General features: G+C 72.6%; 21 protein-coding genes. 7 read left to right on the forward strand and 14 right to left on the reverse strand.

All coding sequences use genetic code 11. The features are described from left to right. Positions 1–10: 10 nt before the first annotated feature. The 9 genes from ACERM0_RS10225 to ACERM0_RS10265 all read right to left on the reverse strand — a co-directional run bounded on the left by ACERM0_RS10225 (position 11) and on the right by ACERM0_RS10265 (position 10,619). The gene (locus ACERM0_RS10225) at positions 11–988 is read right to left on the reverse strand and encodes an NAD(P)/FAD-dependent oxidoreductase (protein WP_373678493.1); all 978 of its coding nucleotides are present in this window, start codon (positions 986–988) and stop codon (positions 11–13) included. A 167-nt stretch (positions 989–1,155) separates the two neighbouring features. Continuing rightward, a complete protein-coding gene (dacB, locus tag ACERM0_RS10230) occupies positions 1,156–2,859 on the reverse strand; it encodes a D-alanyl-D-alanine carboxypeptidase/D-alanyl-D-alanine-endopeptidase (protein ID WP_373678494.1) in 1,704 nt (567 codons plus the stop codon). After that, positions 2,859–3,995 (reverse strand): sigma-70 family RNA polymerase sigma factor, encoded by a 1,137-nt coding sequence (locus ACERM0_RS10235; protein ID WP_373678495.1) that lies wholly within the window; start codon positions 3,993–3,995, stop codon positions 2,859–2,861. Before ACERM0_RS10235 ends, dacB begins: the two co-directional genes overlap by 1 nt. Before the next feature lie 227 nt (positions 3,996–4,222). Next, positions 4,223–5,578: an acyltransferase gene (locus ACERM0_RS10240; RefSeq protein ID WP_373678496.1), complete on the reverse strand. Its 1,356-nt coding sequence runs from the start codon at positions 5,576–5,578 to the stop codon at positions 4,223–4,225. Positions 5,579–5,699: 121 nt separating this feature from the next. Continuing rightward, positions 5,700–6,590 carry a bile acid:sodium symporter family protein gene (locus ACERM0_RS10245; protein WP_373678497.1) on the reverse strand — a complete coding sequence of 297 codons (891 nt, stop codon included), beginning with the start codon at positions 6,588–6,590 and terminating at the stop codon, positions 5,700–5,702. Between the two features lie 132 nt (positions 6,591–6,722). Beyond that, positions 6,723–8,048 (reverse strand): YibE/F family protein, encoded by a 1,326-nt coding sequence (locus ACERM0_RS10250; protein ID WP_373678498.1) that lies wholly within the window; start codon positions 8,046–8,048, stop codon positions 6,723–6,725. 159 nt (positions 8,049–8,207) lie between these two features. Then, on the reverse strand, positions 8,208–9,365 hold the full coding sequence (locus ACERM0_RS10255; protein ID WP_373678499.1) for an RNA polymerase sigma factor RpoD/SigA: 1,158 nt from the start codon (positions 9,363–9,365) through the stop codon (positions 8,208–8,210). Positions 9,366–9,754: 389 nt separating this feature from the next. Next, positions 9,755–10,156, reverse strand: a complete 402-nt coding sequence (locus ACERM0_RS10260) for a VOC family protein (RefSeq protein WP_373678871.1) — start codon at positions 10,154–10,156, stop codon at positions 9,755–9,757. Positions 10,157–10,250: 94 nt separating this feature from the next. After that, the gene (locus tag ACERM0_RS10265) at positions 10,251–10,619 is read right to left on the reverse strand and encodes an MGMT family protein (protein ID WP_373678500.1); all 369 of its coding nucleotides are present in this window, start codon (positions 10,617–10,619) and stop codon (positions 10,251–10,253) included. A gap of 48 nt (positions 10,620–10,667) precedes the next feature. Here ACERM0_RS10265 and ACERM0_RS10270 point away from each other — a divergent pair, with 48 nt between their 5' ends. Then, positions 10,668–10,952 (forward strand): Lrp/AsnC family transcriptional regulator, encoded by a 285-nt coding sequence (locus ACERM0_RS10270; protein ID WP_373678501.1) that lies wholly within the window; start codon positions 10,668–10,670, stop codon positions 10,950–10,952. On the opposite strand, the gene ACERM0_RS10275 is transcribed toward ACERM0_RS10270, so the two are convergent. Then, positions 10,902–13,247 carry an HD family phosphohydrolase gene (locus tag ACERM0_RS10275; RefSeq protein WP_373678502.1) on the reverse strand — a complete coding sequence of 782 codons (2,346 nt, stop codon included), beginning with the start codon at positions 13,245–13,247 and terminating at the stop codon, positions 10,902–10,904. The two genes, ACERM0_RS10270 and ACERM0_RS10275, sit on opposite strands and share 51 nt — an antisense overlap. Before the next feature lie 251 nt (positions 13,248–13,498). On the opposite strand from ACERM0_RS10275, the gene coaA reads away from it, so the two are divergent. The 3 genes from coaA (at position 13,499) to ACERM0_RS10290 (ending at position 18,662) form a co-directional block, all read left to right on the forward strand. After that, on the forward strand, positions 13,499–14,440 hold the full coding sequence (coaA, locus tag ACERM0_RS10280; RefSeq protein WP_373678872.1) for a type I pantothenate kinase: 942 nt from the start codon (positions 13,499–13,501) through the stop codon (positions 14,438–14,440). Positions 14,441–14,835: 395 nt separating this feature from the next. Continuing rightward, on the forward strand, positions 14,836–16,512 hold the full coding sequence (locus ACERM0_RS10285; protein ID WP_373678503.1) for a hypothetical protein: 1,677 nt from the start codon (positions 14,836–14,838) through the stop codon (positions 16,510–16,512). A gap of 185 nt (positions 16,513–16,697) precedes the next feature. Further along, on the forward strand, positions 16,698–18,662 hold the full coding sequence (locus tag ACERM0_RS10290) for a LysM domain-containing protein (protein WP_373678504.1): 1,965 nt from the start codon (positions 16,698–16,700) through the stop codon (positions 18,660–18,662). A gap of 25 nt (positions 18,663–18,687) precedes the next feature. On the opposite strand, the gene ACERM0_RS10295 is transcribed toward ACERM0_RS10290, so the two are convergent. Together ACERM0_RS10295 and ACERM0_RS10300 are read right to left on the reverse strand one after the other, a co-directional pair. Continuing rightward, complete coding sequence (locus ACERM0_RS10295) at positions 18,688–19,656, reverse strand: VWA domain-containing protein (RefSeq protein ID WP_373678505.1); 969 nt, start codon at positions 19,654–19,656, stop codon at positions 18,688–18,690. Beyond that, complete coding sequence (locus ACERM0_RS10300; RefSeq protein ID WP_373678506.1) at positions 19,653–20,702, reverse strand: AAA family ATPase; 1,050 nt, start codon at positions 20,700–20,702, stop codon at positions 19,653–19,655. The genes ACERM0_RS10295 and ACERM0_RS10300 overlap by 4 nt, the downstream gene beginning before the upstream one ends. Positions 20,703–21,029: 327 nt before the next feature. Between ACERM0_RS10300 and ACERM0_RS10305 the strand changes: the two genes are divergently transcribed. Genes ACERM0_RS10305 through ACERM0_RS10315 form a run of 3 tightly spaced genes read left to right on the forward strand, consistent with a single transcriptional unit; the run spans position 21,030 to position 23,778 of the window. Further along, complete coding sequence (locus ACERM0_RS10305) at positions 21,030–21,740, forward strand: Crp/Fnr family transcriptional regulator (protein WP_373678507.1); 711 nt, start codon at positions 21,030–21,032, stop codon at positions 21,738–21,740. Continuing rightward, positions 21,737–22,843 carry a hypothetical protein gene (locus ACERM0_RS10310; protein WP_373678508.1) on the forward strand — a complete coding sequence of 369 codons (1,107 nt, stop codon included), beginning with the start codon at positions 21,737–21,739 and terminating at the stop codon, positions 22,841–22,843. The genes ACERM0_RS10305 and ACERM0_RS10310 overlap by 4 nt, the downstream gene beginning before the upstream one ends. Beyond that, positions 22,840–23,778: a DUF58 domain-containing protein gene (locus ACERM0_RS10315; RefSeq protein ID WP_373678509.1), complete on the forward strand. Its 939-nt coding sequence runs from the start codon at positions 22,840–22,842 to the stop codon at positions 23,776–23,778. The genes ACERM0_RS10310 and ACERM0_RS10315 overlap by 4 nt, the downstream gene beginning before the upstream one ends. A gap of 2 nt (positions 23,779–23,780) precedes the next feature. Here ACERM0_RS10315 and ACERM0_RS10320 read toward each other — a convergent pair whose 3' ends face one another. Both ACERM0_RS10320 and ACERM0_RS10325 read right to left on the reverse strand, forming a co-directional pair. Continuing rightward, the gene (locus ACERM0_RS10320; RefSeq protein WP_373678510.1) at positions 23,781–24,173 is read right to left on the reverse strand and encodes a hypothetical protein; all 393 of its coding nucleotides are present in this window, start codon (positions 24,171–24,173) and stop codon (positions 23,781–23,783) included. A gap of 85 nt (positions 24,174–24,258) precedes the next feature. Continuing rightward, positions 24,259–25,410, reverse strand: a complete 1,152-nt coding sequence (locus ACERM0_RS10325) for a response regulator (RefSeq protein WP_373678511.1) — start codon at positions 25,408–25,410, stop codon at positions 24,259–24,261. Between the last annotated feature and the right edge of the window lie 40 nt (positions 25,411–25,450).

Genomic DNA, 25,450 nt, shown 5'->3' on the forward strand with positions numbered 1-25,450 from the left:
GCGTGCGAGGTCATCCGGAGCTGTGGCCGGGGAAGACGCGTGCGGAGGGGTCGATGTACACGGCCGCGTTGTTCACCGCGGTGGCCGCCTCGCCGAAGCCGACCGCGATCAGGCGCACCTTGCCCTCGTACTCGGTGATGTCACCGGCCGCGAACACGCCCTCGATCGAGGTCTGCATGCGGGTGTCGACCAGCACGTGGCGGCCGTCGATCTGGATGTCCCAGGACTTCAGTGGCCCCAGATCCGAGGTGAACCCGAGCGCGGCGACGACCGCCTGGACCTTGATGGTCTCGCGCTCGTCGGTCTTGTTGCTGAAGACCGTGACCTCCTCGACCTGGTCGACGCCGCGGATCTGGGCCACCTCGGTGAAGGTCATGACCCGGACGGAGGACTCGTAGAGTTTGTTGACCGAGTCCTCGTGGGCGCGGAAGCGGTCACGGCGGTGGATGAGCGTGATGGAGCGTGCGATGCCCTCCAGGTTCAGCGCCCAGTCGCAGGCGCTGTCGCCGCCGCCGACGATCAGCACGTCCTTGTCGCGCATCGTCTCCAGTTCGCGAACGAAGTAGACCAGCCCACGCCCCTCGAACTCCGCGGCGTCGGGCAGCGGCCGCGGCGTGAAGGTGCCGATCCCGCCGGTGACCAGCACGGCCTTGGTGGCCACCTCGACGCCCTTGTGGGTGCCGATGGTGAACGTGCCGTCGTCGTGCTTGGTCAGCGTCTCCGCACGGTTGCCCAGCACGTAGAGCGGGTCGTACTGGGCGGCCTGCTCGACGCACTGCTCGATCAGTTCCTGGCCCTTGATGGCCGGGAACCCGGCGACGTCGTAGATCAGCTTCTCCGGGTACAGCGCCGCGACCTGACCGCCCGGCTCGGGCAGCGAGTCGACGACTGCCGTCCGCATCCCCCGGAAGCCCGCGTAGTAGGCCGCGTACAGCCCGGCGGGGCCGGCGCCGATGATGGTCAGGTCCACCTCGTGGCGTTGTTCCACGCTCGTACTCGATTCATGTCGACGTGCCACCGCGCCCGGGCACCGTAAAGGGTCGCGGCGGCCGTCGAGGCATCAGCCAGGGCGGAGGTTGCGAATCCATGCGCGGCTCGCGCGCGAGCACGCCCGCCAGCCGGTGCTGACACACGAGGTGCCGGGGTCTTCGTCCTTCAGCAGGCGACCTGAACCGGGGGGCGCCCCAGCGGCCCCTCCGCGGCGTCCTCGTCGGGTTCCAGCAGCTCGCAGCCCTGCAGATCGGCGACCAGTGCCAGGACCAGCTCGTCCATCAACGCCCGCACGACCCAGCGGTCCGCGCCCGGGGCGTCGTTGCCCACGACGGCGAGGTGGTAGCGCTCGCCGTCGTCGCCCAGGACCGCGCCGGTGACGGCGGTGACGTCGCTGAGGGTCCCGGTCTTGCCGAAGAAGCGGCCCGCCGCGGGCGTGCCCGTCAGCCGCTGGCGCAACGTGCCGCTCTCCCCCGCCACGGCCTGGAACGACGCCCACGTGTCGGCCTGTTCGCCGGACCACATCGCACGGTCGAGGTCGACCAGCAGGCGGGCGGTGACACGGTCGTCACGTGACAGGCCCGAGCCGTCGGCGAACCGGCTGCCGGTGTGGTCGATCCCGAGCTCGTCGAGGATGGCCTTCACGGCACGCTCGCCCCGCGGCCAGCTCGCCCCGCCCGTGCGCACGCGCGACACGACCTGGAACAGCTGGTCGGTGAGATGGTTGTCGCTGCGCTGCACGGCGAAGCGCAGGACGTCGGCCATGGGCGGGCTGTCGACGCTGGCCAGTCCCCGCTCGGAGCTCCGACCGGCCAGCGTGACGGTGGCCTGCCCGTCGACCGTGACCCCCCGCTCGATCAGCAGTCGCCGCAGCTCGTCCGCGGCCTGCAGCCGGGGATCGGGGACCACCTCGACGCGCGCGAGCGGTGGGTCCAGGCCGGCCAGCCGTTCCTCGATCTCGTCTCGGGTGCCGATCAGCGGGATGCTGACCCGCTCGGGCGACGGCACCTGGGCCTCCGGATCGCCGTCCTCCTCGTCCGGGGCGGCATCGTCGACGGGCCCGTCCACCTGCAGGGCGCGCTCCTCCTCGAGCTGCGGCCAGCGGATGGACGTGGCCAGACCCCCGTCCACCGTCAGACCGCTGACGTAGCGCGCGTCGAAGTCGGCGAAGTAGCGCGGCAGCCACCCGGAGGGCTCGCTGGGGCCCGCGAAGCCCGGCGCCATGCCGTGCACGTCACCGGTGACCCGGGTCAGCCCGGCGTCGACCAGTTCGTCGGCGAGTTCCTCGAGCGGGGTGCGCGGACGGGCGGGATAGATCCAGCGGCCGTACTCCGGGGTGCCCAGGGTCGGGTCACCGACCCCCACCAGCGTGAGGTCACCATCGAGGACCCCGTCGTCGCCGATCGGCGCGGTGGCGTCCACCCGGGTGGTCAGACGCGCATCGGCACCCAGGGTCACCAGCGTCGCCGCCGCGGTCACGATCTTCAGGGTGCTGGCGGGCAGCACCGGGGTGTCCGGCGCGAGCCCGCCGAGCTCGCGGCCGTAGGCATCGGTGACCAGCACGGCGACGGTCGCGTCCTCGACCGCCTCCTCGGCCGCCGCCAGCAGCTCCTCCACGTGGGCCACCAGCGCCGCTCGGGAGGCCGGCTCGGGCGGCAGCGGGGGTGGCTCGGGCTCGGCCTCGGAGTCCCCGGCCGGTGGGTCGGGGCTCGGGTCCGGGGCCCCGGCGCCGGGCGCGGCGTCGGTCGGCGCCGCGGTCGGCCGGGGTTCCTCGGGATCGGGCGCACCCTCCGGCGAGCAGGCGGCGACCAGCAGCGCCATCAGCACCAGCGCCGCGGCACTCCGCCGCGGCGGCACCGACCCGGGCATCAGCTCGGGGCGTCGACGGAATCGAGCAGGCCGCGCAACTGGAAGCCGCGCGAGGGGTGGCGCAGCTTGGTGAGCGTCTTCTTCTCGATCTGCCTTATACGTTCGCGGGTCAGCCCGAACTGGGCGCCGATGTCCTCGAGGGTGTGCTCCTCGCCGTCCATCAGCCCGTAGCGCAGCATCAGCACGGTGCGTTCGCGATCGGTCAGCGCCGCCAGCGCCCGCTCGACCTCGCGCTTGGCGAGCACGGCCGTGGCCGACGACTCCGGGTCGATCGCGTCCTCGTCGGCGACCAGCTCACCCATGGTGGCGTCGCCGTCCTCGCCGATCGGCTTGTCGAGCGAGGCGACGTCCTGGGCGGCGAGCTTGACCTCGCGCAGCCGTTCGACCGGCAGGCCGAGCTCGGCGGCGATCTCGTGCTCGGTGGGCTCGCGACCCAGCTGCTGCAGCAGCGCGAACTCCGCGTAGCGGACCTTGCCCATCAGCTCGTGGACGTGGACCGGCAGTCGCACCGTTCGGCCCGTGTTGGCCAGCCCGCGCTGCAACGCCTGCCGGATCCACCACGTGGCGTAGGTGGAGAACTTGTAGCCCTTGGTGTGGTCGAACTTCTCCACGCCGCGGATCAGCCCGAGGTTGCCCTCCTGTATCAAGGAGAGCAGGTCGACGCCGCGGCCGCGGAACTTGCGGGCGACCGACACGACCAGCCGCAGGTTGGCCCGAATCATGTGGTCCTTGGCCCGCTCGCCACCGCGGGTGACCATCCGCAGCTGCGCCTTGCGACGCGGGGTGAGCTTCTGGCCCGACCCGAGCAGCGCCGCTGCGGCCAGCCCGGCCTGGTAGCGCTTGGCGAGGTCGACCTCCTGCTCGGGCGTGAGCAGGTCGGTGCGCCCGATCTCGTTGAGGTACTGCCGCACGGAGTCCGACGACGCGGACAGCGGCGTCGCCTCCGGGCGGTCGGCGTCCTCGACCAGGTCGTCCAGCACCTGCATGTTGAGGTCACGCGCCTTCTGCGCCGTGTCCTCGACCCAGTTGTCCGGCATCGTCAACGGGTCGAACAGGTCGTTCAGCTCCGACAGCAGCACGTAGCCGCGAGAGGCGCCGCGCTCGAACAGCTCGGAGATGGGAGTGACGTCGCTCAAGGGGTGTTCCGTCTCGTGCTGGCGAACCGGGACGCCATGGGCGCAGGCGTGCGGGCGGCAGGCCGCGACCCGTCATGGTACGGGCAGACTCCCGACCCGTCACCGGTGTGGGTTCCAAGGGCCGCGGACGGTACCCGGCTTCGGCCTGCTCGGCTGTACGCCGGGCGCGAACCGCTGGTGGTTCGCCGCCCACGGCCCGTCAGGCGCACGAGGGGAACCTCGCCGCTTCAGCCGCGCACCGGCCGTGCCGACCGCACGGCGTTGGCGATGATCACGAGGCCACCGGCCAGGCAGCCGGCCGCGACGACCGGGAGGTCGGCGGGCGCGCCGGGGACGGTGAAGCCCTGACCCGCGAAGCCCGCCATGGCTGCGCAGGCCAGCAGCGTGGCGGCCACGACCGGCGCCGCTTCGACGCGGCGCCCGCGCAGCTTGCCGACCGCCGCGACGGTGGCCCGCTCGACCGGGAGGACGAGCCGCACGACCACCAGCGTGGGCACGGCGAACGCGGCCAGCCACAGCGGCCGGGCGGCCCACCAGGCGGCCGTGCCGGTCGGGGCGGCCAGCAGGCGCGAACCACCCGGCAGGAGCAGGGCGACGCCCAGCACGGCGACCATCGCCGTCAGGTGCCACAGGTAGACCGACATCGCCATCGCACCGAGCCGCCCCGTGGGGTGCCACACCCGTGGCCGACGCAGCCAGCCCGACAGCCGCCCGTGGGCCAGCATCACGACGCCGAGGTGGGCCGCGGCCAGCAGCAGGATCGCGAGGCTCGGTGGGGTGTTGTTGCTCCGCTCGTCGCCCGGCACCCCCACCATCGACAGCGGGTAGAGGTCAAGGACGCGGGTGACCAGCACCAGGCCGCCGAACCCGCCGACCGTCAGCGCCCACCAGCACCGGCGCCCCGCCGCCCGCAGGCGCCCGTCCTGCCAGAAGAAGCCGAGCTGGTGCACGGCGCCCCACACCAGCGGGAACTGCAGCCACCCGACGACCGGAAGACCGAGTCCCCGGGTGAGCAGCTCGACGCCGACGGCGGCCCCGACCAGGAGCAGCACGGCGCGGACGCCGAGGCGGTCGTGCCAGGCCAGCAGCCGTGGCGTCGCGGCCACGAGCAGGACGTACACGGCCAGGAACCACAGCGGGACCGCGACCACGCGCGTCGCCTCGCGCAGGACGTCGGCCGCCACGACCCCGGACCGACCGAGCAGCCATGCCAGTGGCAGCCAGACGGCGACCAGTGGGAGGGTCGGGCCCAGCAGGCGGTGGAAGCGTCCCGCCAGCCACGCGCCGTAGCCGCCGCCGCGGGCGACGTGGTTGCGCCAGCTGGTGGCGTTGGCGTAAGCGCCGGCGAGCATGAACAGGCCGATGACCTGCGCGCCCCAGGTCAGCCACTGCGTCCACGGTTGCGCGGCCAGCAGGTGCTCGACGTGGACGGCGCCGTCGGGTGCGACCCACAGGCCGGCCAGCAGCCAGTGGCCGAGGGCGACCACCAGCAGGCTGACGGCCCGCAGCAGGTCGACGACGCGGTCGCGGCCGGCGGCGGCCGGTGTGGTGGTTGGCTTCAGGGTCGACGTCGGGGCGGTCACGCTCTTCGGCTCCTCGTCGGGGCGCGCCCGATCGGCGCGCTCCTCGAGGGCAGCCTGCGTCAGCCGGCCCGCGGACGCCCTGGGGGCTGGCCCCCCACCCGTCCTGGGGCGTCCCCCGGCCTCAGCCCTTCGTGGCCGGCTCCACCCGCATCCCGGCGGCACGACGGCCCACGACCACCAGCACGGCGGCCGACAGGTACATCAGCAGCCCGTAGACGGCGGCGGGCACGGCGATCTCCTCCGAGCGCAGGACGTTGACGGCGATCAGGATCCCCAGCGTCGAGTTCTTGATGCCGAGCTCGATGGCCACGGCGAGCCGGTCCGCGGGGCGCAGGCCGGCGCCACGCGCCGCGAGCCAGCCGACCGCCAGCCCGGCGAGGTTGAGCAGCAGGGTCGCGGGCCCCGCCTGCGCCAGCAGCTCGAAGAACCGGTCCCGCAGCGACAGGGCGATCCCGGCGATGAGCACGACCAGCACCGCGGCCCCGAAGGCCGACACACGCCGCTCGAGGGCGGCGGCACGCGCGGGCGCACGACGGCGCACGAGCATCCCGAGCACCACCGGCACGAGGACGATCCCGACCAGCAGGGTGATCGTGCGTCCCAAGGGCACGCTGACGGAGACGTCGGTCCCCACCGGCTGGCGACCCAGCGCGACGTTCGCGAACAACGGCAGTGTCACGATCGTGACGACGCTCGCGACGACGGTGAGGACGATGGAGAGCGCGACGTTGGCGCGCGCCAGGAAGGTGATCAGGTTCGAGCTGGTCCCGCCGGGGCAGGCGGCCACGATGACCAGCCCGACCGCCAGCGCCGGCGGCAGTCCCAGCAGTGCGGCGATGGCGAACCCCAGCGCCGGCATCACCAGCAACTGGGCCAGCGAACCGACGACCGCACCGCGGGGCGTGCGGGCCTCGCGCCGGAAGTCGCCCGTGGTCAGGGTCAACCCGATGCCGACCATGATCACGAACAACGCGATCGGCAGGCCGATCTCCACCAGCGGGTTCTGTTCCATCGACGCCTCTCCCACGTCGGAAGCGATCCCGGCCGGGGTCGCGGACCGGTCCACGACGGCCGCTTCCACGGCCGCCGCGTGCGGCAGGCCTTCTAGCAGCCCGCGACGGTGCCGGTCACGTCGGTGCCGGGATCAGCGGCGCTCGTCGGGCTCGCCGGCGCCGGGGCCCTCGCGCAGGTAGCGCATCCAGGCGTCGTGGGCACGCTCGTCCTCCGAGCGGTGGTCGTCGCGGGGCGGGACGCGCTCGGCCGGGGTCCCGGGTGCAGCCACGGCCGGACGCTCGGCGTGGTGAGGGTGATGGTCGTGGCCGGCGACGAGCGACGGTGCATCGACGTCCCGCCGGATCGCCACGGTGGCGGCCAGCGCGGTCGTGATCGGCACGGCCGCGATCAGCCCGAGCGAGCCCACGACCGTCTTCACGATCTCCACCGCCAGGATCTCCGCATTCACCAGCTCGAGGACCGGGACGCCACCGGTGGAGAACAGCACGAGCAGCGTCAGCGACGCTCCGGCGTAGGCGAGGAACAGCGTGTTCACGACCGAGGCGATGTGGTCGCGCCCGACCTTCATGGCGCGGCCGAACAGCGATCGCCAGGGCAGGGTGCGGTCGGTGTCGTGCAGGGCGAACACGGTCGAGGCCTGGCTGACGGTGACGTCGTCGAGGACGCCGAGTGCCGCGATGATCAGCCCGGCCAGCACGAGGCCGCGCAGGTCGATGCCCTCCACGGTGAAGCGCACCATGCCGGCTTCCTCGGAGGAGAAACCGGTGATGCTGGCCTGGTCGATGAACAGCACGCCCAGCAGGATCGTCAGCAGCAGCGCGGCGCTGGTGCCGACGATGGCTGCCGTCGTCATGGGGTTGACCCCGTGCGCGAGGTACAGCGTGACGATCATGACGGCGATCGAGCCGACCAGCGCGACCAGGAACGGGCTGCTGCCGGCCAGGATGGCGGGCACCACGAACCGCACGACGATCAGCAGGCTGAGCGCGAGCCCGACGAGCGAGCGCAGCCCGTGCCATCTGCCGATGGCGAGCACCGCCAGCACGAACAGCCCCAGCAGCATGCCGAGCGCCGGCAACCGCTGGAAGTCGGCCACGAAGTAGCCGCTCTCCCCCTCGCCGCCGATGTTGGCCACCTGCACCTCGATGCGGTCGCCGACCCGGAAGTTCGGGTAGCCGTCCGCGGCGGCGCGGATCGTCGTGGTCGTGCCCGCGTCGGGCCCCTCGAGCAACTCGGCCTGCAGGACCACCTCGTCACCGGAGATGCCCAGCATCGGATCGATCTCGCCCGGGACCACCTCGAGGTCGCGGATCACGGCCGTGTAGCGGTCCTCGAGCGGGGCCTGGTCCGGCACGTCGCGGGGTGCCGGCCACAGCGCCACCATGCCAACGACGGTCGCGACGAGCAGGACACCGACGACGGCGAGCAGCCACCGGTGCGTTCGATCCTCGAGCATGTGTCGACCACGGGTCGGCGTACGGCGGGGACGTCGCCGGATGCTACGGCGCCCCCCGCGTGGAGGGCAGATCGGCGCGCGCAGGAACCGCTCGTCGTTCGCGGGGAACCAGCGACGCCCGCCGAAGGCTCGGCGGGCGTCGAGACGGTGCGGGTGATGTCAGGCGGCGCGGTCGAGGACGTCGAGCAGGCCGGACAGGTTGTGGGCGCGCGAGGGGTGGCGCAGCTTGGCGAGGGCCCGGTTCTGCATCTGACGGATGCGCTCGCGGGTCAGGCCGAAGTGGGCACCGATCTCCTCCAGGGTCTGCGGCTCCTCGCCGTGGAGGCCGAAACGCAGCACCAGGATGATCCGCTCGCGCTCGTCGAGAGCACCCAGGGCCGCCTCGATCTGGGCGAACGCGTCCCCCTCCAGCGCGGTCTCGGCCGGGTCGACGACGGCGGCGTCGGGGATCAGGTCCCCCATCGTCGCGTCGCCGTCCTCACCGATGGGGCGGTCGAGGCTGACCAGTTCCTGCATGGCCTCGCGGACCTCGCGGACGCGCTGGGCGGTCAGTCCGACCTCCTCGGCGATCTCGTCCTCGGTGGGGTCGCCGCCCTTGGCCTGGCGCAGGCGCAGCTCGGCCGAGCGCAGCTTGCCGTACAGCTCCCAGACGTGGGCGGGGACGCGGATCGTGCGGCCCTTGGAGGCCACGCCGCGCTGCAGTGCCTGCCGGATCCACCACACGGCGTAGGTGGAGAACTTGTAGCCCTTGGTGTGGTCGAACTTCTCGACCGCACGCAGCAGCCCGAGGTTGCCCTCCTGGATCAGCTCGATGAAGTCGAGGTCGCGGCCGGAGAACTTGCGGGCCTGGGGCACGACCAGGCGCAGGTTGGCCTGGACCATGCGCTCCTTGGCGCGGGCCCCGTCGCGGCTGATCTGGCGCAGCTTGGCCTTGGCGGTCCGGCTGAGCTTGCCCTTGCCCGCGAGGAACTCGTCGGCGGCCAGCCCGGCCTGGTAGCGCTTGGCCAGGTCGGCCTCGTCCTCCTTGGTCAGCAGGGCGTGGCGACCGGCGTCGTTGAGGTACTGACGCACCAGGTCGGTCGTCATGGCGGCGCCGTGGTCGACCACCTCCTCGGGCGCGTCGTCGGCGACGTCGTCCACGACCTGGGTGCCCTGCGTGCGGATCTCCGCGACGACGTCTTCGAGCCACGTGTCGCCGTGCAGTTCGGGGACGTGCAGTTCCTGCAGCTCGGAGAGCAGCACGTAGCCGCGCTCGGACGAGCGCTCGAGCAGTTCCTCGACGGCCACCTCTGCGGTGGGCAGTTCGGTCGGGTTCACCGGGGCCTCCTCGACGGGTCGGAGGGCGTGATCGCGTCCGCGGGGTGGGACGCTGGGGAGACGACGACGGCCGGGCGTCGGGCGCGTCCGACGGGTACGGTCGTGGGCGTCGCTGGCGTTCGTCCCACCCTCGCACGTCTGGTTCGGAGCCGCGGACGCCGCGGTGCCGACGCTGGGACGGGTGAGCGCGAGGGGGGCGGGGCGATGGTGTCCCTCCGGACGCATCTGTCCCGGTCCGAGGGCACCTTCGGAGGAGTCAACGTCCAATATCGGCCGTTAGCGTCCTTCGCTACCCGATACGTGCGCTGCGTGCGCAGAACCAGGCGATGTGGTCGCTCTGCGAGCCGTTCTGCGCGCTGAACGCCTGCACTGCCTCGGGGGGCACACCGTCAGCGCGTGCCGATGGCCGAGTGGTCCGCGGCGACCAACTCGACCTTGAGGCCGTCGGGATCCTCGCAGAACAGCGCATAGTGATCCCGACCGCCGGCGTACGGATGCCGGTCCGGATACAGCACCCGGACCCCGCGCTCGCGCATCGCCGTGGTGAGCCGGTCGACCGCCGCGGTGTCGGCGACGTGGAAGGCGAGGTGGTTGAGCCCCACGCCGCGCCGGTCGAGCCCCCGCTCGGCGCGCGGCGCCTGGGTGAACACGAGGTAGGTGCCCTCGAGGCGGAAGGACACGCCCTCGTCCCACTCCTGGAACACCTCGTAGCCGAGCTCGAGCAGCAGCCAGCCCCAGAAGGCGACGCTGCGTTCGAGGTCGGAGACGTAGAGCTCGACGTGGTGGAGCACGCCCGGCCGGGGGCGCGCCGCAACGGCGGCGCCACCCAGGGTCGCCGAGACGTCGAGTCCGCTACCCATGGTCATCCTCCCGACCAGACGAACGCTACCGCTGCCCCGCCGCCGCGCCGCCGCCCTGCGGACGGACGCCGGTGGCCGGCCCCGGCGGCGTGGAGCGCCGTGCCGAGCCCCGCGACCCGACCACCCGTCCGTCCCGCGTCGCCACGCCCTCCGCGGCGAGGCGACGCGCGTGCTCCTCTTCGAGACCGGGCACGAGGCGCCCCGTGGCGGTCACGACCCGCCACCACGGCAGCGGCACCTCGGCGTCCCGCAGCACCCGGCCGACGGCCCGGGCGGCCCCGGGCCGTCCCGCCTCGGCGGCCACCTCGCCGTAGGTCACGACCTCGCCGGGCGGCAGACCCGCCACGACCGCGACGACGGCGGCGCCGAAGTCGCTGCGCTCGACCGATCCCATGCCCGGGGACGCTAGCGTGACCACGGTCCGCACCCGTCAGGAGCTCGCGTGATCACCGCATTCGTCCTGCTCGACGTCCAGACCGACCAGGTACCCGAGGTCGCCGAGGCGCTGTGCGACGTCGAGGGTGTCGTCGAGGTCTACTCCGTCACCGGTCGCTACGACCTGATCGTGAAGGTCAAGGTCGCCCGCAACGAGGACCTCGCGGACGTCGTGACCGGCCGGATCGGCAAGATCCACGGCGTCGCGAACTCGGAGACCGTCATCGCGTTCCGCAGCTACTCACCGCGTGTGCTCGATGCGGGTTTCGCGCTCGGGCAGGACCCGCTCTAGCCGGCTGCCGTCGCCGTCGGCGCTCGCCTCCGCGGCCGGCGTCGGCTCGGGGCTCGCCTCGTCACCCGCCTCCGCCGCCGGCTCCGCGGCGCGGTCCTCGCTGGGCTCGCCGGCCGGGACGGGCGCCACCGGTTGGTCCTCCTCGGGCACGGCCGTTGCGGCCCTCGCCGGTTCGCCGGTGCCCGTGGCCTGCTTGCCCGGGTAGGCGATGCGCGGGTGGTAGATGCCCACCAGCGACTCGACGATCGTGTCGCGTGCCGTCATGAGCTCGCGGAACGTGAGGTCGCACTCCTCGAACTGACCGTCGTCGATGCGCTCCTGGAGCAGCTTGTCGACGGTGGACTCGATCTCGTCGCGCGGGAGCGTGCCGCGTGACATCGCCATCGCGCGGGTCGCCGCCTCGCAGCAGTCGGCGAGCAGCAGGACCGCGGCCTCCTTGCTGCGCGGCTTGTGGCCCTTGTAACGGAAGTGGTCCTCGTCCACGGCGCTGGCGTCGCCGCCGGCCGCCTCGACCGCCCGGTCGAAGAAGTAGCTGACCAGCATCGTGCCGTGGTGGCTGCCGATGCAGGCCACCACCTCCGGCGGCAGGCGGTACTCGGTCGCCATCTCCACGCCGTCGACGACGTGGTTCTGGATGATCACGGCGGACACCTCGGGCTCGAGGTCGTCGTGCGGGTTGGCGATGCCCTGCTGGTTCTCGATGAAGAAGTGGGGCTGGCGGACCTTGCCGATGTCGTGGTAGAGCGCGGCGACGCTGCCCAGCAACGGCTGGGCGCCGATGGCGCGGCAGGCCCGCTCGCACAGCGACGCCACCATGACCGAGTGGTTGTACGAACCGAGGGCCTTGGCCTCCAGCTCGCGCAGCAGCGGATGGTTGCGGTCGGCGAGGTCCAGCAGCCCGGTGACGGTCGGCAGGCGGAACAGGTTCTCCAGGAACGGCATGGCGCCTTGGACGGCGACCGCGGTGACCAGGCCGTTGATCGCCCCCGCGAGGATCGCGGTGAGCAGTTCGTCGCGGGGGCCGAAGACGAGCACCAGGACCGCCGCCAGCACCGGGTAGCTCAACCCGGCCCGGAGCGTCGCCGAGCGCAGGTCGGACCGCGAGGTGATCCGCGTCGTCAGCGGGACGCTGACCAGCACCGCGGCCGCCGCGAACAGCGCGACCGGTGCCACGGACGGCTCGACCAGCAGGACCAGCACGGACGCGGGCAGCATCGTCGCGATGCCGACCACCGGATGGATCAGCAGCGCCGTCAGCATCGCCAGCGCCCCGGCCGGCACCACGTACGACCAGCCGCTGGAGGTCGCGCCGGTGAGGGCGGAGGCCCCGACGACCAACGCCGCGTACGCCGTCACCAGCAGGCCGAGCAGCAGCAGCTTCTTGCCGGACACCCACACGCGCGGCTGCATGCGGTGCAGGTAGACCGCCGCCACGGCCGTGACCATCGCCATCGCGGCGAAGGCGCGCAGCAGCGCCCGGGCCGGCGACGATCCCGCCAGGCCGAGTTGCTCGATGGCGCGCGCCTGCATCGCGTCCACGATCTCGCCCTCGCGGACGATCGCCTGACCGGCGCTCCAGGACCGCGCGACCTCGTCGGTCTCCTCCGCGGCGCGCTCGCGTCGTGCCGTCGTCGCGTCGGGGTCGACCACCACGGTCGGGCGCATGACGGTGCGGATGACCGGTTCGACGATGGTCTGCGCGGTCTCCCCCGGCAGGGACTGGACGGCGATCTCCACAGGCAGGCGGTCGGCCAGCAGCTGCTCGATCTCCTCCTGGTCCGCGACGGGCTGTCGGGCGAAGTTCTGCGCGATGGCGACGGTCGCCGACTCGATCGACGGCAGCTGCGTCTCCGGCACGTCGAGCAGTGCGGTCAGGACCTCCTCGGGCACCTCCAGCTCCAGGCCCTGCAGCTCGCCCAACTGCTGCTCCCGCGACAGCGTGCGTGGGGGGACGTCGTCGTCCTCCGCGTCGTCCACGGGGTCGCGGACGTCGCGCACCGCGGCGAAGATCCGTCGGGTGTCCGCCACGATGGCCGCCTGCGACGCGGGATCGTTGACCTCGACCGGATCGACGGACTGCGCCGCGGTCGCCCGGGCCTGCTCGGTGGCCTGCTCGTCCACGATCCGCACGCGCTCGTCGGCGAACACCGTGCGCGGTGCCGGCTCGCCCTCGCGGACCGGCTGCTCGTCGGCCACCGCGCCGACGGCCACGACCATGGGGACCGCGACCACGGTGAGCAGCACCGCGGCGACGCGGTGCCACAGCAGTGATCGGACGGCCCCGTCGGTGCTCACCGGCGCACGAGTCCTTCGTCGTCGACAACGGCGGACCCGGACGCCGGGGAAGGCGACACTGCTCGGTCCGCGTCCCGACAGTGTCGCGCATCGGCGGCCGTCCTGCTCGGATGCCACTTCCTGACGACCGCCCACCGAGCACTACGCTGGTCGGTCGCCGCCCGTGAGCAGGGACACCACCCGTGCCCGAACGCACCCGCCAGCCGCGCCTCGGCCAGGCTCCCGTCACCGGGAGCGGGCCCAGCCTCGCCATGGTGCCGGACGCCGCCGCGACCCCGTGGATCGAACTGGCCCGGCCCGACTGGGCGGCACTGCGGTCGGCCACGCCGCTGACGCTGTCGGAACAGGACCTGGTCCAGCTCCGCGGCATCAACGAGCGGGTGTCCCTGGACGAGGTCGCGGACGTCTACCTGCCGCTGTCGCGCCTGCTCAACCTCTACGTCGCCGCGACGCAGGAGTTGCACCGGGCGACGGACACCTTCCTCGGCTCGCTGGCCGCCAAGGTGCCCTTCGTGATCGGGATCGCGGGATCGGTGGCCGTCGGCAAGTCCACCACCTCGCGCATCCTGCAGGCGCTGCTGTCGCGCTGGCCCGACCACCCCGAAGTGGCCCTCGTGACCACCGACGGGTTCCTGCTGCCCAACGCCGAACTCGAACGGCGGGGGCTGATGGAGCGCAAGGGCTTCCCGGAGTCCTACGACGTCGCGAGCCTGGTCCGGTTCGTCGCGCGGGTGAAGTCCGGGCAGCCGGCGGTGGCGGCGCCCGTCTACAGCCACCTCACCTACGACATCGTTCCCGGCCAGCACATCGTCGTCCGCCAGCCCGACATCCTGATCGTCGAGGGTCTGAACGTGCTGCAGACCGGCACGGCGACCGACGAGCGGCGGGTCTTCGTGTCGGACTTCTTCGACTTCTCCATCTACGTCGACGCCGACGAGGCCGACGTCGAACGCTGGTACGTCGAACGGTTCCGGACCCTGCGCTCGACCGCGTTCCGGGACCCCCGCTCGTACTTCCGCCGCTACGCGGCCCTCAGCGACGACGAGGCCGACGCCACCGCCCGCGACATCTGGGCCCGCATCAACGGCGTCAACCTGCGCGAGAACGTCCTGCCGACCCGTTCCCGGGCCGACCTGGTGCTGCAGAAGGCCGCCGACCACGCCGTGCAGCGGGTCCACCTGCGCAAGCTCTGAACTCCTTCGCCGGCGGTTCCTCGCCGCCCCTGCGCCGGACCCGGACGCACGGCGTCTGCCGAACGGTCACCGCCGGCAACCCCAGCCGCCGCCGCCGTCGGCTCGGACCCGCACGCAGCTGCCGGCGGTTCCTCGTCGAGCTTGGCCCGGACCCGTACGCGCCCCGATCGTGAGCCGTCACCGCCGGCCGGCAGGGCACGCCACCGCCGTCTGCCGGCGTCACCGGCACGCGTTCCTGACCGGCGGCTGACGGCGCTCTGTCGGCGGGCTGGGCGGGATCTTCGGCGTCCCTGGGCACGTGTAGTGCCCTCCACAGTCGCCGGATCCGGGTCGTGGGCGCTTCGTAGCGTCGTCGCACCGGCCCGGTGGGCGGGCCTGGACAGGAGCAGACCACGATGAGCGGACGAACCGAAGGTGCGGCCGAACGCTGGTACCGCACCATGGCAATTCTCCTGGCGTTGCTGATCGCCGTCGCGACGGGGTTCCTCGCGGCGTCGATCCGGCCGACGCCGAACGCCAACGCACAGACGACCGGTGCCACCGGTGGCGACACCGGCGGGCAGACCGGCGCCGACACGGGTGCCGACACCGGCGCCGACACGGGTGCTGACACGGGTGCCGAGACCGGCGCCGACACGGGTGCTGACACCGGCGCCGAGACCGGCGCCGACACTGGTGCCGAGACCGGCGCCGACACCGGCGCCGACACCGGTGCGCAGCCCGATGACGAACTCACCGAGGGTGGTCAGGCCGAGGAGGGCGAAGAGCCCGAAGCCGGCGAGGAGGGCGGCGAAGCGGGTCGCACCACCGGGCTGACCCTGGACCTGCGGCTGAAGCGGGCCGCCATCGAGTCGCTCGACCTCGACGCCTCCGACGAGGAGTACGTCCTGTTCGCGTTCGAGGACAACGTCAACAGCATCGAGGACGAGAGTGGCTTCACCATTCGCGGCCGCAGCTCCGACGGTGAACTGTCCTCCGTGAGCGCTCGCCTGGTCCGCGACAAGAACAACCAGGTGCTGGTCGGCTTCGAAGACGGCACGAACCTCGAGGAGTACCGCATCGCGTCCGTCGAGACCGACGTCGTGCGTGACGAGTCCGACGAGGGCAACCCGCCGACGACCGTCGCCCTGTCGGGCGCCGAAGTGGACGAGAACGACCCGACCACCGGACCGAACCTGGTCAGCGTCACGGTCAACGACACCCTCGACCGGGTGCAGTACACCTTCGACACCGACATCGACGACGAGGCGTCGGCCGACGCCGCCTCCTTCGGCTACCGGACCCTGTCGGGCCGTGTCGAGGAGGGCGCCGAGGTCGTCGACATCGACGACGCGAACGTCTCCGTGGACTTCGACAGCTCGGTCCAGGACGCCGTGCGGTTCTTCGTCTCGCCTGGTGCGGCGAGCGACGAGCAGGGCGTCGAGAGCCTGCCGGGTTCGGTCGGTGGTCAGACCACCGCACCGGAGCTCACCACGATCGCCCGCGTCGGTGACCTCACGCAGTACGACTTCTCCTTCAACGAAGCCGTGACCAACGTCGACCCCGCCGCCTTCAAGGTCTACGACGCCACCGGCGACGAGTACGCCGCGGAGGACTGGACGCGGGTCGACAAGAGCACGGTGCGCCTGAACTTCCCGGACACCCGTGACTTCAACGACCAGATCTCGCTCGGCTCCGTCGACGAGGGTGCGGTCGAGGACTTCAGCAACGCCGGCGTGACCAACACCCTCTCCGCGGGCCGGATCGACGGTGGTTCGCTGAGCGACGCGGCCGGCCTGACCGACGGCCCGGACCTCGTGGGCACCGTCGTGGACGCGGACACCGGTGAGGTGACCTTCGAGTGGGACGAGCCGATCGACGACGCCAACGACCCGGACCCGGCGCTGTTCATGGCGCTGACCGAGGAGGGCGACCTCGTCGAGGGCCGTCACATGATCGAGATCGGCGAGGACGACGACACGGTCGTGATCGCCTTCGACCCGAACATCGTCGAGGCGGCGGACGGCTTCGTCGTCGAGCCCGGCGCCGTGACCGACTACCAGGGCAACGACAACCCGGGTGGCCTGCGCTAGCGACGCCATCCGTCACACCCGCACCCCAGGGCCCCGACCACGCGTCGGGGCCCTGGCCCGTGCCGCACCTGACCGTCCTGTGGCCCTTGCGACCATCGGGCCGGAGCCGCACCGCATCGGGCGTTTCCTCCGGGGTAGGGCGCGCCGCACCGTGCGGCGCGCGCGGGATCGAGGAGCGCTCACCAATGCCCAGCAACGAACGACGCACAACCCGCCGGCGACCGTCACGTGTCGCGGCGCTGCTCGCCGTGCTGGCCCTAGCCGTCGCCAGCACGCTTCCCGCGACCGGCCTCGCCCAGGAGACCGACGGGGACACGGGTGCGGGCACCGGCGGACAGACCGGCGGCAACGGGACCGGCGGCGACCAGACCGGCGGCGAGACCGGTGGCGAGACCGGCGCCGACCAGCCCTCCGACGAAGCACCGCTGCAGGAGGGCGGCCAGGGCGGCGAACCGGAGACGACCGAACCGGAGACCGAGGACGAGCGCGACGGTGGCGCGCGCGAGGAGGACGGGCGCACGACGGGACTGACCCTCGACCTGCGGCTGAGCCGCGCCGAGATCGAGTCGGAGGATCTGGAGGACGACGAAGAGGAGTTCGTCGTCTACGAGTTCGAGGACCGCGTCGTCGAGATCAATGACGAGAGCGGCTTCTACGTGCGTGGTTCGACGTCCGACGAAGAGGTCGCGTCCGAGTCCGCCCGACTGGTGCGCGACGAGGACGACCAGGTGCTCGTCGAGTTCCCCGAGGACACGAATCTCGACCAGTTGTCACTCGCGGGCATCGACACGGACACGGTCCGGGACGCCGGTGGTGACGGCAACCCGCCGGACACGGTGGAACTCGCCGGCGCCAGCGGGCGTGACCGCACCTCTGCCGGTCCGGAGCTCGAGGACGTCGACACCGACGAGACGCTCGACCGGGTGCGTTACCGCTTCGACGAGGATCTCGATGACGAGGACGGTTCGGCGGACGCGAGCGCGTTCGGCTTCCGTACCCGCTCCGGCCGTACGACGACGGGCAGCGACGTGGTCGGCTTCGACGACGACGAGATCGTCATCGAGTTCGACGACGCGGTCCAGGACGGCGAGCGCTTCTACGCCGAGGGCGGCGCCGTCACCGACCAGGCCGGCAACGACTCGCTACCCGGCAGCACCGGCGGCGACACGGCACTTCCCGAGTTGAGCGACGTCAACAGCATCGGTCGGACACAGTTCGACTACCGGTTCACGGAGGACGTCGACGAGATCGAACCCGACCGGTTCGAGGTGTACACCGACGCCGGTGACGTCTTCACCGGGGAGGACTGGTCACGCGTCAGCTCGCGGACCGTGCGGATCGTGTTCTCCGACATCGAGGACTTCGACGAGGACCTGGTGTGGGCCGCCGTCGACGTCGACGCGGTGCGCGACGCCAGCGGGTCCGACAGCGGCAACACGATCGGCGGAGAACGGATCGGCTCGAAGTCGAACCGGTCGAGCGGCCCGACGACGGGACCGGACCTCGAACGGGCCCGTGCCGACGACGACACCGGCGAGGTCACGTTCGTCTTCGACGAGGACGTCGACGACGACCTCAGCCCGGACCCGGCCGCCTTCCAGGTGGTCACCGTCGAAGGTGACCTCGTCCAGGGACGGAGCTTCATCGAGATCGACGACGACGAGGTCGTGATCCGCTTCGACCGCAACGTGGTCGACGCCGCCGACGGGTTCCTGGTCGAGGCCGGTGCCGTCGAGGACAACTCCGGCCAGCCGAACCCGACGGCCACCACGAGCGAGAGCGGTCGCCGGAGCGAGTCGGGCGATCGGTCCTCGACCCGTGACGACGACGACAGCGACGACGACAGCGACAGCAACGACGACGACAGCAACGACGACGACAGCGACAACGACAACGACGACAACGACGACAACGACAGCAACGACGACGACGACAGCAACGGCGACGGCAACGACAGCGACGCTTCGGGCACCTCGTCATCCGGCGACGGCTCGTCCACGGACGCGTCCTCCTACACGGTCGTGCGTGGCGACACGCTCTGGAACATCTCGCAACGCTACGGCACGACGGTGCAGGCCATCGTCGACGCCAACGGCATCCCGGACCCGGACCTCATCTTCCCCGGGCAGGTCTTCGTGATCCCGCGCTGAGGACCTGCCCGCGGCGGGGCGCTGCTCAGGGCAGCCGACCGAACCAGCGCACCGACAGCGCCCCGCCGACCAACACCAGCACCAGGGCCGCCGCGAGCACCCACCGGGTGACGTCCACGCGCACGGGCACCGTGCCGATCGTCGCCGTGACGTGCTCGTAGGCGGCCTCGAGCTGTTCACCGGTCGCCGCGCGGTAGAACCGGCCGCCGGTCTCCTCGGCGATCTGCTGGAGGATGTCCTCGTCAGGTGCCGCCGGCACGACCGTGCCGCCGAGTTCCACCGTCCCGTCGGGCGTGCCGTACGCGATCGTCGACACCGGCACCCCGGCCTCACCCGCGACCTGCATCGCCTCCTCCGCCGGGCGGCCGACCGTCGACGCACCGTCGGAGAGCAGCAGGATCTGGCGGGGCACGGTCTCGTCGTCGGCCGTGCCACTGGCCTCCACGGCCTCCAGCGACGCGTGGATGGCCTCCCCGATCGCCGTCTCCGAGCGGTAGTCCAGCGTGCCCAGCGACGCGCGCACCACCGTGTGCTCCTGCGTGGGCGGCACGAGCACCTCGGCGGTGCCCGCGAACGACACGAGGCCGACGTCGAACGTGTCCGGCAGCAGGGCGAGGAAGCGGTCGGCCGCTTCCCTGGCCTGCGCCAGGCGTGAGGGCGGCACGTCGGTCGCCTGCATCGACGGAGAGACGTCGATGGCCAGCACGATCGTCGCGAGCTCGCGGGGGCGCTCCACCGCCAGCATGGGTTGCGCCAGTGCGACCACCATCGCGACCAAGGCGACGAGCACGACGACGGGCGGCAGGTGGCGCCGCCAGTCGGGGCGGTCGGGCATGACGACGTCGACGAGGTCGAGGTTCGTGAACCGGACGGCGTACTTGGCACGGCGGCGCTGTACCCACACGTAGGCCAGCCCCAGCCCGGCCACCGCTGCGAGGGCGGCCAGCCACCCCGGTGCGCCGAACACCAACGACATGGCGAGCAGGCCCGTCACCGCGTCGCCGTGCGGCGGCCCACCATGGTGAGCCGGCCGTGCTCGGTCGGCCGGACCGCCCGCAGGACCTCGACGATCAGCTCGTCCGTGGTCACCCCCTGCGCCAGCGCCTCGTAGGAGAGCACGAGGCGATGGCGCAGGATCTCCAGGGCGCACGCGCGGATGTCCTCCGCGAGCACGTAGCCGCGCCCCTGCAGCAGGGCCAGTCCCCGTGCCGCACGCACGAGCCCGATGCTCGCGCGGGGACTGGCACCCTGGGCCAGCAGCGGCACCAGATCCGTCAGTCCGTGACCGGCCGGGTCACGTGTGGCGCCGACGAGGCGCACCGCGTGCTCCACCTCGGCGCGGTCGACGTAGACCTGGTCGGTCAGCTCTTGCAGCGCCTGCAGCTGCAGCGGGTCGAGGACCGCGCTGGCGTGAGGCGGCCGGACCGTCATCCGCTGGACGACCTCGATCTCCTCCTCGTGTGCCGGGTAGCCCATCACGATCTTCATCAGGAAGCGGTCCTGCTGCGCCTCCGGCAGCGGATACACGCCTTCGGACTCGATCGGGTTCTCCGTCGCGAGTACCAGGAACGGGCGCGGCACGCGGTGGGTCTCGCTGCCGATGCTGACCTGCGCCTCGGACATGACCTCGAGCAGCGCCGACTGCACCTTCGCGGGCGCGCGGTTGACCTCGTCGGCGAGCACGAAGTTGGCGAACACCGGGCCGAGTTCGACGTCGAACCGCTCCGCACTCGCGCGGTAGATGCGGGTCCCGACGATGTCGGAGGGCACCAGGTCCGGGGTGAACTGGATACGGGTGAAGGTGCCGCCGACCACCTCGGCCAGCGTCTCCACCGTCAGGGTCTTCGCCAATCCGGGAACCCCCTCGAGCAGGACGTGTCCGCGGGCGAGCAGGCACACCAGCACCCGCTCCAAGACACGTTCCTGGCCGACGATGACCCGTTTGACCTCGAACAGCGCGTGCTCGATCGCGTCGGCGCCGGCCCGGAAGCGGGCGGGGTCCGTGGCGTGCAGGGGCGGAGGAGGAGGAGCGTCGGTCATGTCACCTCGAGTGGCGTGGACGGTCGCGAGCCCCAACCCCCCGGTTCGCGTCCGCGCTGGCAGGAGCGCCGCAGGGCGCGACACCGTTGGGCAAGGCTACGAAGGCGCTTCCCACCTGCCACCCGAACTGTCGCGGGCGCGACCATCTCCGGGCATCGTCGCGGACGCGACCATCCCGGCGGGGGCGCTGCAGCGTCTCGTCAGCCGACCGTCAGGCTCGGCTGCCACGCTCGTGGACACCGCTGCGTGAACGGTGCCTGGGGCGACGATTGCCGGCGGTGTGGAGCCCCACGAACCGCGTGGCGGCCGGTCCGGGAGCGATCCGCGATGAGAGTCAAGACGGTCGCCCGCAACGGGCGCGGACTGGACGGACAGCCGCCACCGGCCCGGCGATCGCTGGCCGGGCTGCTGTCGGCCACCGGCCAGGCGCAGGAGCGCACCATCGCGGCCGGCTCGTTGATCGCCCGCGAGGGCACGCGGCCGGCCGAGGTGTCCGTCGTCACGGCCGGGCTCCTCGAGCTGTCACGGCACGTCGCCTCGCGGCGCGTCACCTTCGACCTCGTACATCCCGGGGAAGCGTTCGGCGACATCGAGGTGCTCACCGGCGGCGAGCGGGCCTCCGACATCCGCGCGCTCGTCCCCAGCCGGTTGCTGTCGGTGGACGTCGGCACGTTCGTGCGCCTGCTCAGCACGAACACCACGGCCAGTTTCCGCTGGCTGCTGGACCTGGCCGAACGGGTCGCGCTGGCGGACGCGCGCCTGGGCGAGCGTTCGACGGCGACGCTGGAGGGCCGGCTCGCCCTGATCCTGCTCGAGGAGAGCCGTGGTGGCGAGGTGGCGCTCACCCAGACCACCCTGGGCGGACTGCTCGGGGTCCACCGCAGCAGCGTCAACCGCGGGCTCAAGCACCTCGCCGCGCGCCAGCTCATCGCCGCCGGCTACGGGCGCATCCGCATCCTCGACCGCAGCGGGCTCGAGCGGGTCGTGGAGGCCGGCACGCCACCGGTGCCGACCGCCTCGCCACAGCCGCGCCCATGAACGGGATCGATCTCAGCAGACGCCACCACGCGCCAGGCCCCCTGCGCACCCGCCTGCTGCTGCTCGCCGGGTTGCTGCTGACGATCACGGTGGTGGTCCTGGCCGCCACCGGCGTCACCCGGATCGTGACGGCACCCGCCGCGGACGAACCGTCCCCGCTGCCGGGAACCGGCCCGGACACCGGTGTGGACGTCTACCGCGGCGTCGGCACCTGGATCGACGTCTACGACTACGTACCAGCGCGTCAGGCCGAGGGGCTGCGGCCGCCCATCCGTCCCGAGGACCTGCTGACGGCGGTGGCCGCCGGCGTGAGCACCGTCTACCTGCAGGCCGCGGACCAATCGGCGCCCGGGGTCGTCGACGCGGCACTCGTCGGCGCCTTTCTGCGCGCGGCGCACGAGGCCGGGCTGAACGTGGTGGGGTGGTACCTGCCGACGTTCGCGGATCCTGACGCCGACCTGGGTCGCCTGCAGGCCATCCTGGACTTCTCGTACGAGGGCCATCAGTTCGACGGGGTCGCCGTCGACATCGAGGACGTCCGGGCCGTCCCCGACGCGCAGGAACGCAACGAACGCCTGACCGCGCTGTCCGCCGCGCTCGGCGAGGCGGCCGACGGGCGTCCCGTCGGCGCCATCGTCCCCGCCCCGGTGCTGCTGGAGGACGTCAACCCGGCGTTGTGGCCGGACTTCCCCTGGGCGGACCTCGCACCGCACTACGGCGCATGGCTCGTCATGAACTACTGGACCGGACGGACCGAGTCGTCGGGCTGGCGCGACGCCTACCGCTACACCGTGGAGAACGTCGTCCGCCTCCGTGCCCGCCTGACCGACGACCGCGTGCCGGTCCACCTGGTCGGCGGGGTCGCCGACGAGGCGTCCGACGAGGACTACGCGCGCTTCGCGTCCGCACTGGCCGAACTCGACCCCGTGGGTGCGTCGCTCTACGACTTCCGCACGTCCTCCGTGTCCGGCCTGCTCACCCTGCGCCGGCTCGGCGCCGATGGGGTCTGGGGTGGCGACGGGTTGCGCGAGGGCGGCGACGGGGTCCAGCCACCCGCGACACCGGAGGGGACGACGCGCGACGCGCCGTCGCCGGCGTCGTGAACCGGCCGCGACGCAGGCGGCCGGACCCGTCGTCGCACACCAGTCGCACCGAAGCGGCCCTCCGGCGCCTTGAGTTGCTGGTCACGCGCCGCCTGGAGGGTTTCCTGCACGGCGACCACCGCGGCTTCGGACCCGGCCCCGGATCCGAGCCGGGCGAGAGCCGGCTGTACGAACCGGGTGACGACGTGCGACTCATGGACTGGAGCGTCACCGCCCGGACGGGCGTGCCGCACGTCCGCATGCCGATCGCCGACCGCGAACTGGAGACGTGGCTGGTGGTCGACCTGTCCGCCAGCCTCGACTTCGGCACGGCCGAACACACCAAGCACGAGCTGGCCGTCATCGCCGCCGGCGTGGCCGGCTACCTCACGCAGGGCGGCGCGAGCCGGATCGGTGCCGTGCTCCTCCACGGCGACGTCCTCGAGGTGGTGCCCGCCCGGCGAGGCCGACGCCATCTGCAGGCACTGCTGCGTCACACGGCCGCCCCGCCGTTCGAGGCGCGCGGCTCGGACCTTGCGGCGGCCCTGCGACACGTCGAACGCATCGCCCGGCGCCGCGGACTCGTGGTGGTGATCTCCGACTTCCTGTCCCCCACCGACTGGGGCGGCGCGCTGGCCCGCCTGGGGTTGCGGCACGACACGCTCGCCGTCGAGGTCGTCGACCCGCGCGAGATGGCGCTGCCCGACGTGGGCGTGGTGCCGCTCCGGGACCCGGAGACGGGCCGGACCCGGATGGTCGACACCGCGAACCCGGCCTTCCGCACCCGCTACGCCGAGGCCGCCGAGGCTCAGCGGCGGGACATCGCCGCGACGATCCGCAGGAGCCGCGCGGAGCACCTACAGCTGCGCACCGACCGGGACTGGCTGGCCGACGTGGTGAGCTTCGTGGAGATGCGCCGCCGCCGCCGCGGCGCAGCCCGAGGACCCGCGCGATGACCTCAGCCGAGTTGACCGCCCGGTGCACCGTGGGCCGGCCGACCGTCCGCCGCCAGGAACCGCTCCCACCAGTCGGCCCGCTGCAGCAGCAGGTGCAGGTCCAGCAGGTCGTCGCGGGTGAGCGGCGGGAAGCTCGGGTGCCGTGGCCTGGGTGGCGGCGGTGGCGGCTCGGCCCGGACGGTGCCGTAGCGGCGCGGCCGTGCCCCGTGCGACCGCAACAGCTGCAGCTGCGGCTCGTCGAGCTGCGTGACGGTGCGCAGCGAGCACGCCGAGCACCGGAACGAGTAGTACGACGGCTGCGGCTCCGGCTCGTCGACCCAGATGATGAGGTCGATCGCGTCACCGGCGACGACGACGTGACCGCAGTGGCGACAGACGACGCGGATGCGGCTCACGATCCTGCCTCCTCGAACGGCTCACATCGAGCATGACGCGCACGACCCACGGGCGGCTGAGCGATCGCTGCCGAAACGCTGACGGTCACGTCCGTGCGGCGGGGAGCTCGACGACCCACGTCGTCGTGCCGTCCTCGCGCACCGCCTGCAGCCGGCCGCCCTGCGCCCGCGCCAGTGCATCGGCGAGGAAGAGCTCGAGGCCCAGTCCACCCTGGTTCCGGGTCAGACGGCTGCGCCGCTGCAGCGCCTGCGTGACCAGCTCGGGCGGGAGGCCGGGTCCGTGGTCCGTGCAGCGCAGCACGACGGCATCCGCACCCCCGGGGCCGAGCTCGAGGGCGACGGCCGAGTCCGGCGGCCCGGTCCGCACGGCATGCAGCAGCAGCTGCGTCACCAGCGACCGCAGGCGGTCCGGGTCCGCCTCGACCAACGCGCCCGGCGGCGCGTCGGCCGTCACGCGGTGTCTGGCGAGCAGTGGCTCGAGATGCGTGAGCACCTCCTGCACCGTCCGGGCGGCGTCGACCGCTTCCGGGCGGACCGACAGCCGCCCGGTCATCACCTCGGCCTCCAGCGCCAGGGCGTCGAGGAGGAGGGTCAGTCGCAGCACGTTGCGCCGGACACCGTCGGCGGCGTGCGCGAGCAGGGCCTCGTCGCCGCGCGCGGCGGCCGACGGCAGCACGGCGGCATAGCCCTGCAGGGCCGTCAGGGGCGTACGCACGTCGTGCAGCGCGTCGGCGTCCCACGTGCCCGCTACCCCACCCGACGGCGCCTTCGCCGGCACCAGGTGCCTCGGCACGGCGGCCCCACCCTCCGGCACCCTCGCGGGGGGTGTCGCCGCCGGGGGTGCGAGCAGCGCCTGGGTGAGGCTCGACAGCGGCGTGCCCTTCGGCAGGTGACGCGTCGCGCCGGCGTCCAGCGCCGCCGACGTGACGGCCGGGTCCGACGTGCCAGACAGGACCACGACCCGACGACCGGGGCGCTGGGCCACGATACGCCGCACGGCGACGGCCGCGTCCGTCACGTCGCCCCGGCCGGGCGGCATCGACCAGTCGAGGACGACCACGTCGGCGGCCCGGTCGACGGCGTCGCGAACGGCCCGCTCCAGGGTGTCCGCCTCCCCGCAGACCTCGAAACGGTCGTCCGCCTCCAGCCACGCGCGCAGGATCGTGACGATGTCCGGGGCGTCGTCGGCGAGCAGGACCCGCAGAGGACGTTCGGTGGCGGCGTCGGTGCTCGTCACGGCACGGCTCCGACTCGGTCGTGGGCGCCGGCCCCGGTGC

The organism is Egicoccus sp. AB-alg2, assembly GCF_041821065.1.
Classification (GTDB): Bacteria; Actinomycetota; Nitriliruptoria; order Nitriliruptorales; family Nitriliruptoraceae; genus Egicoccus.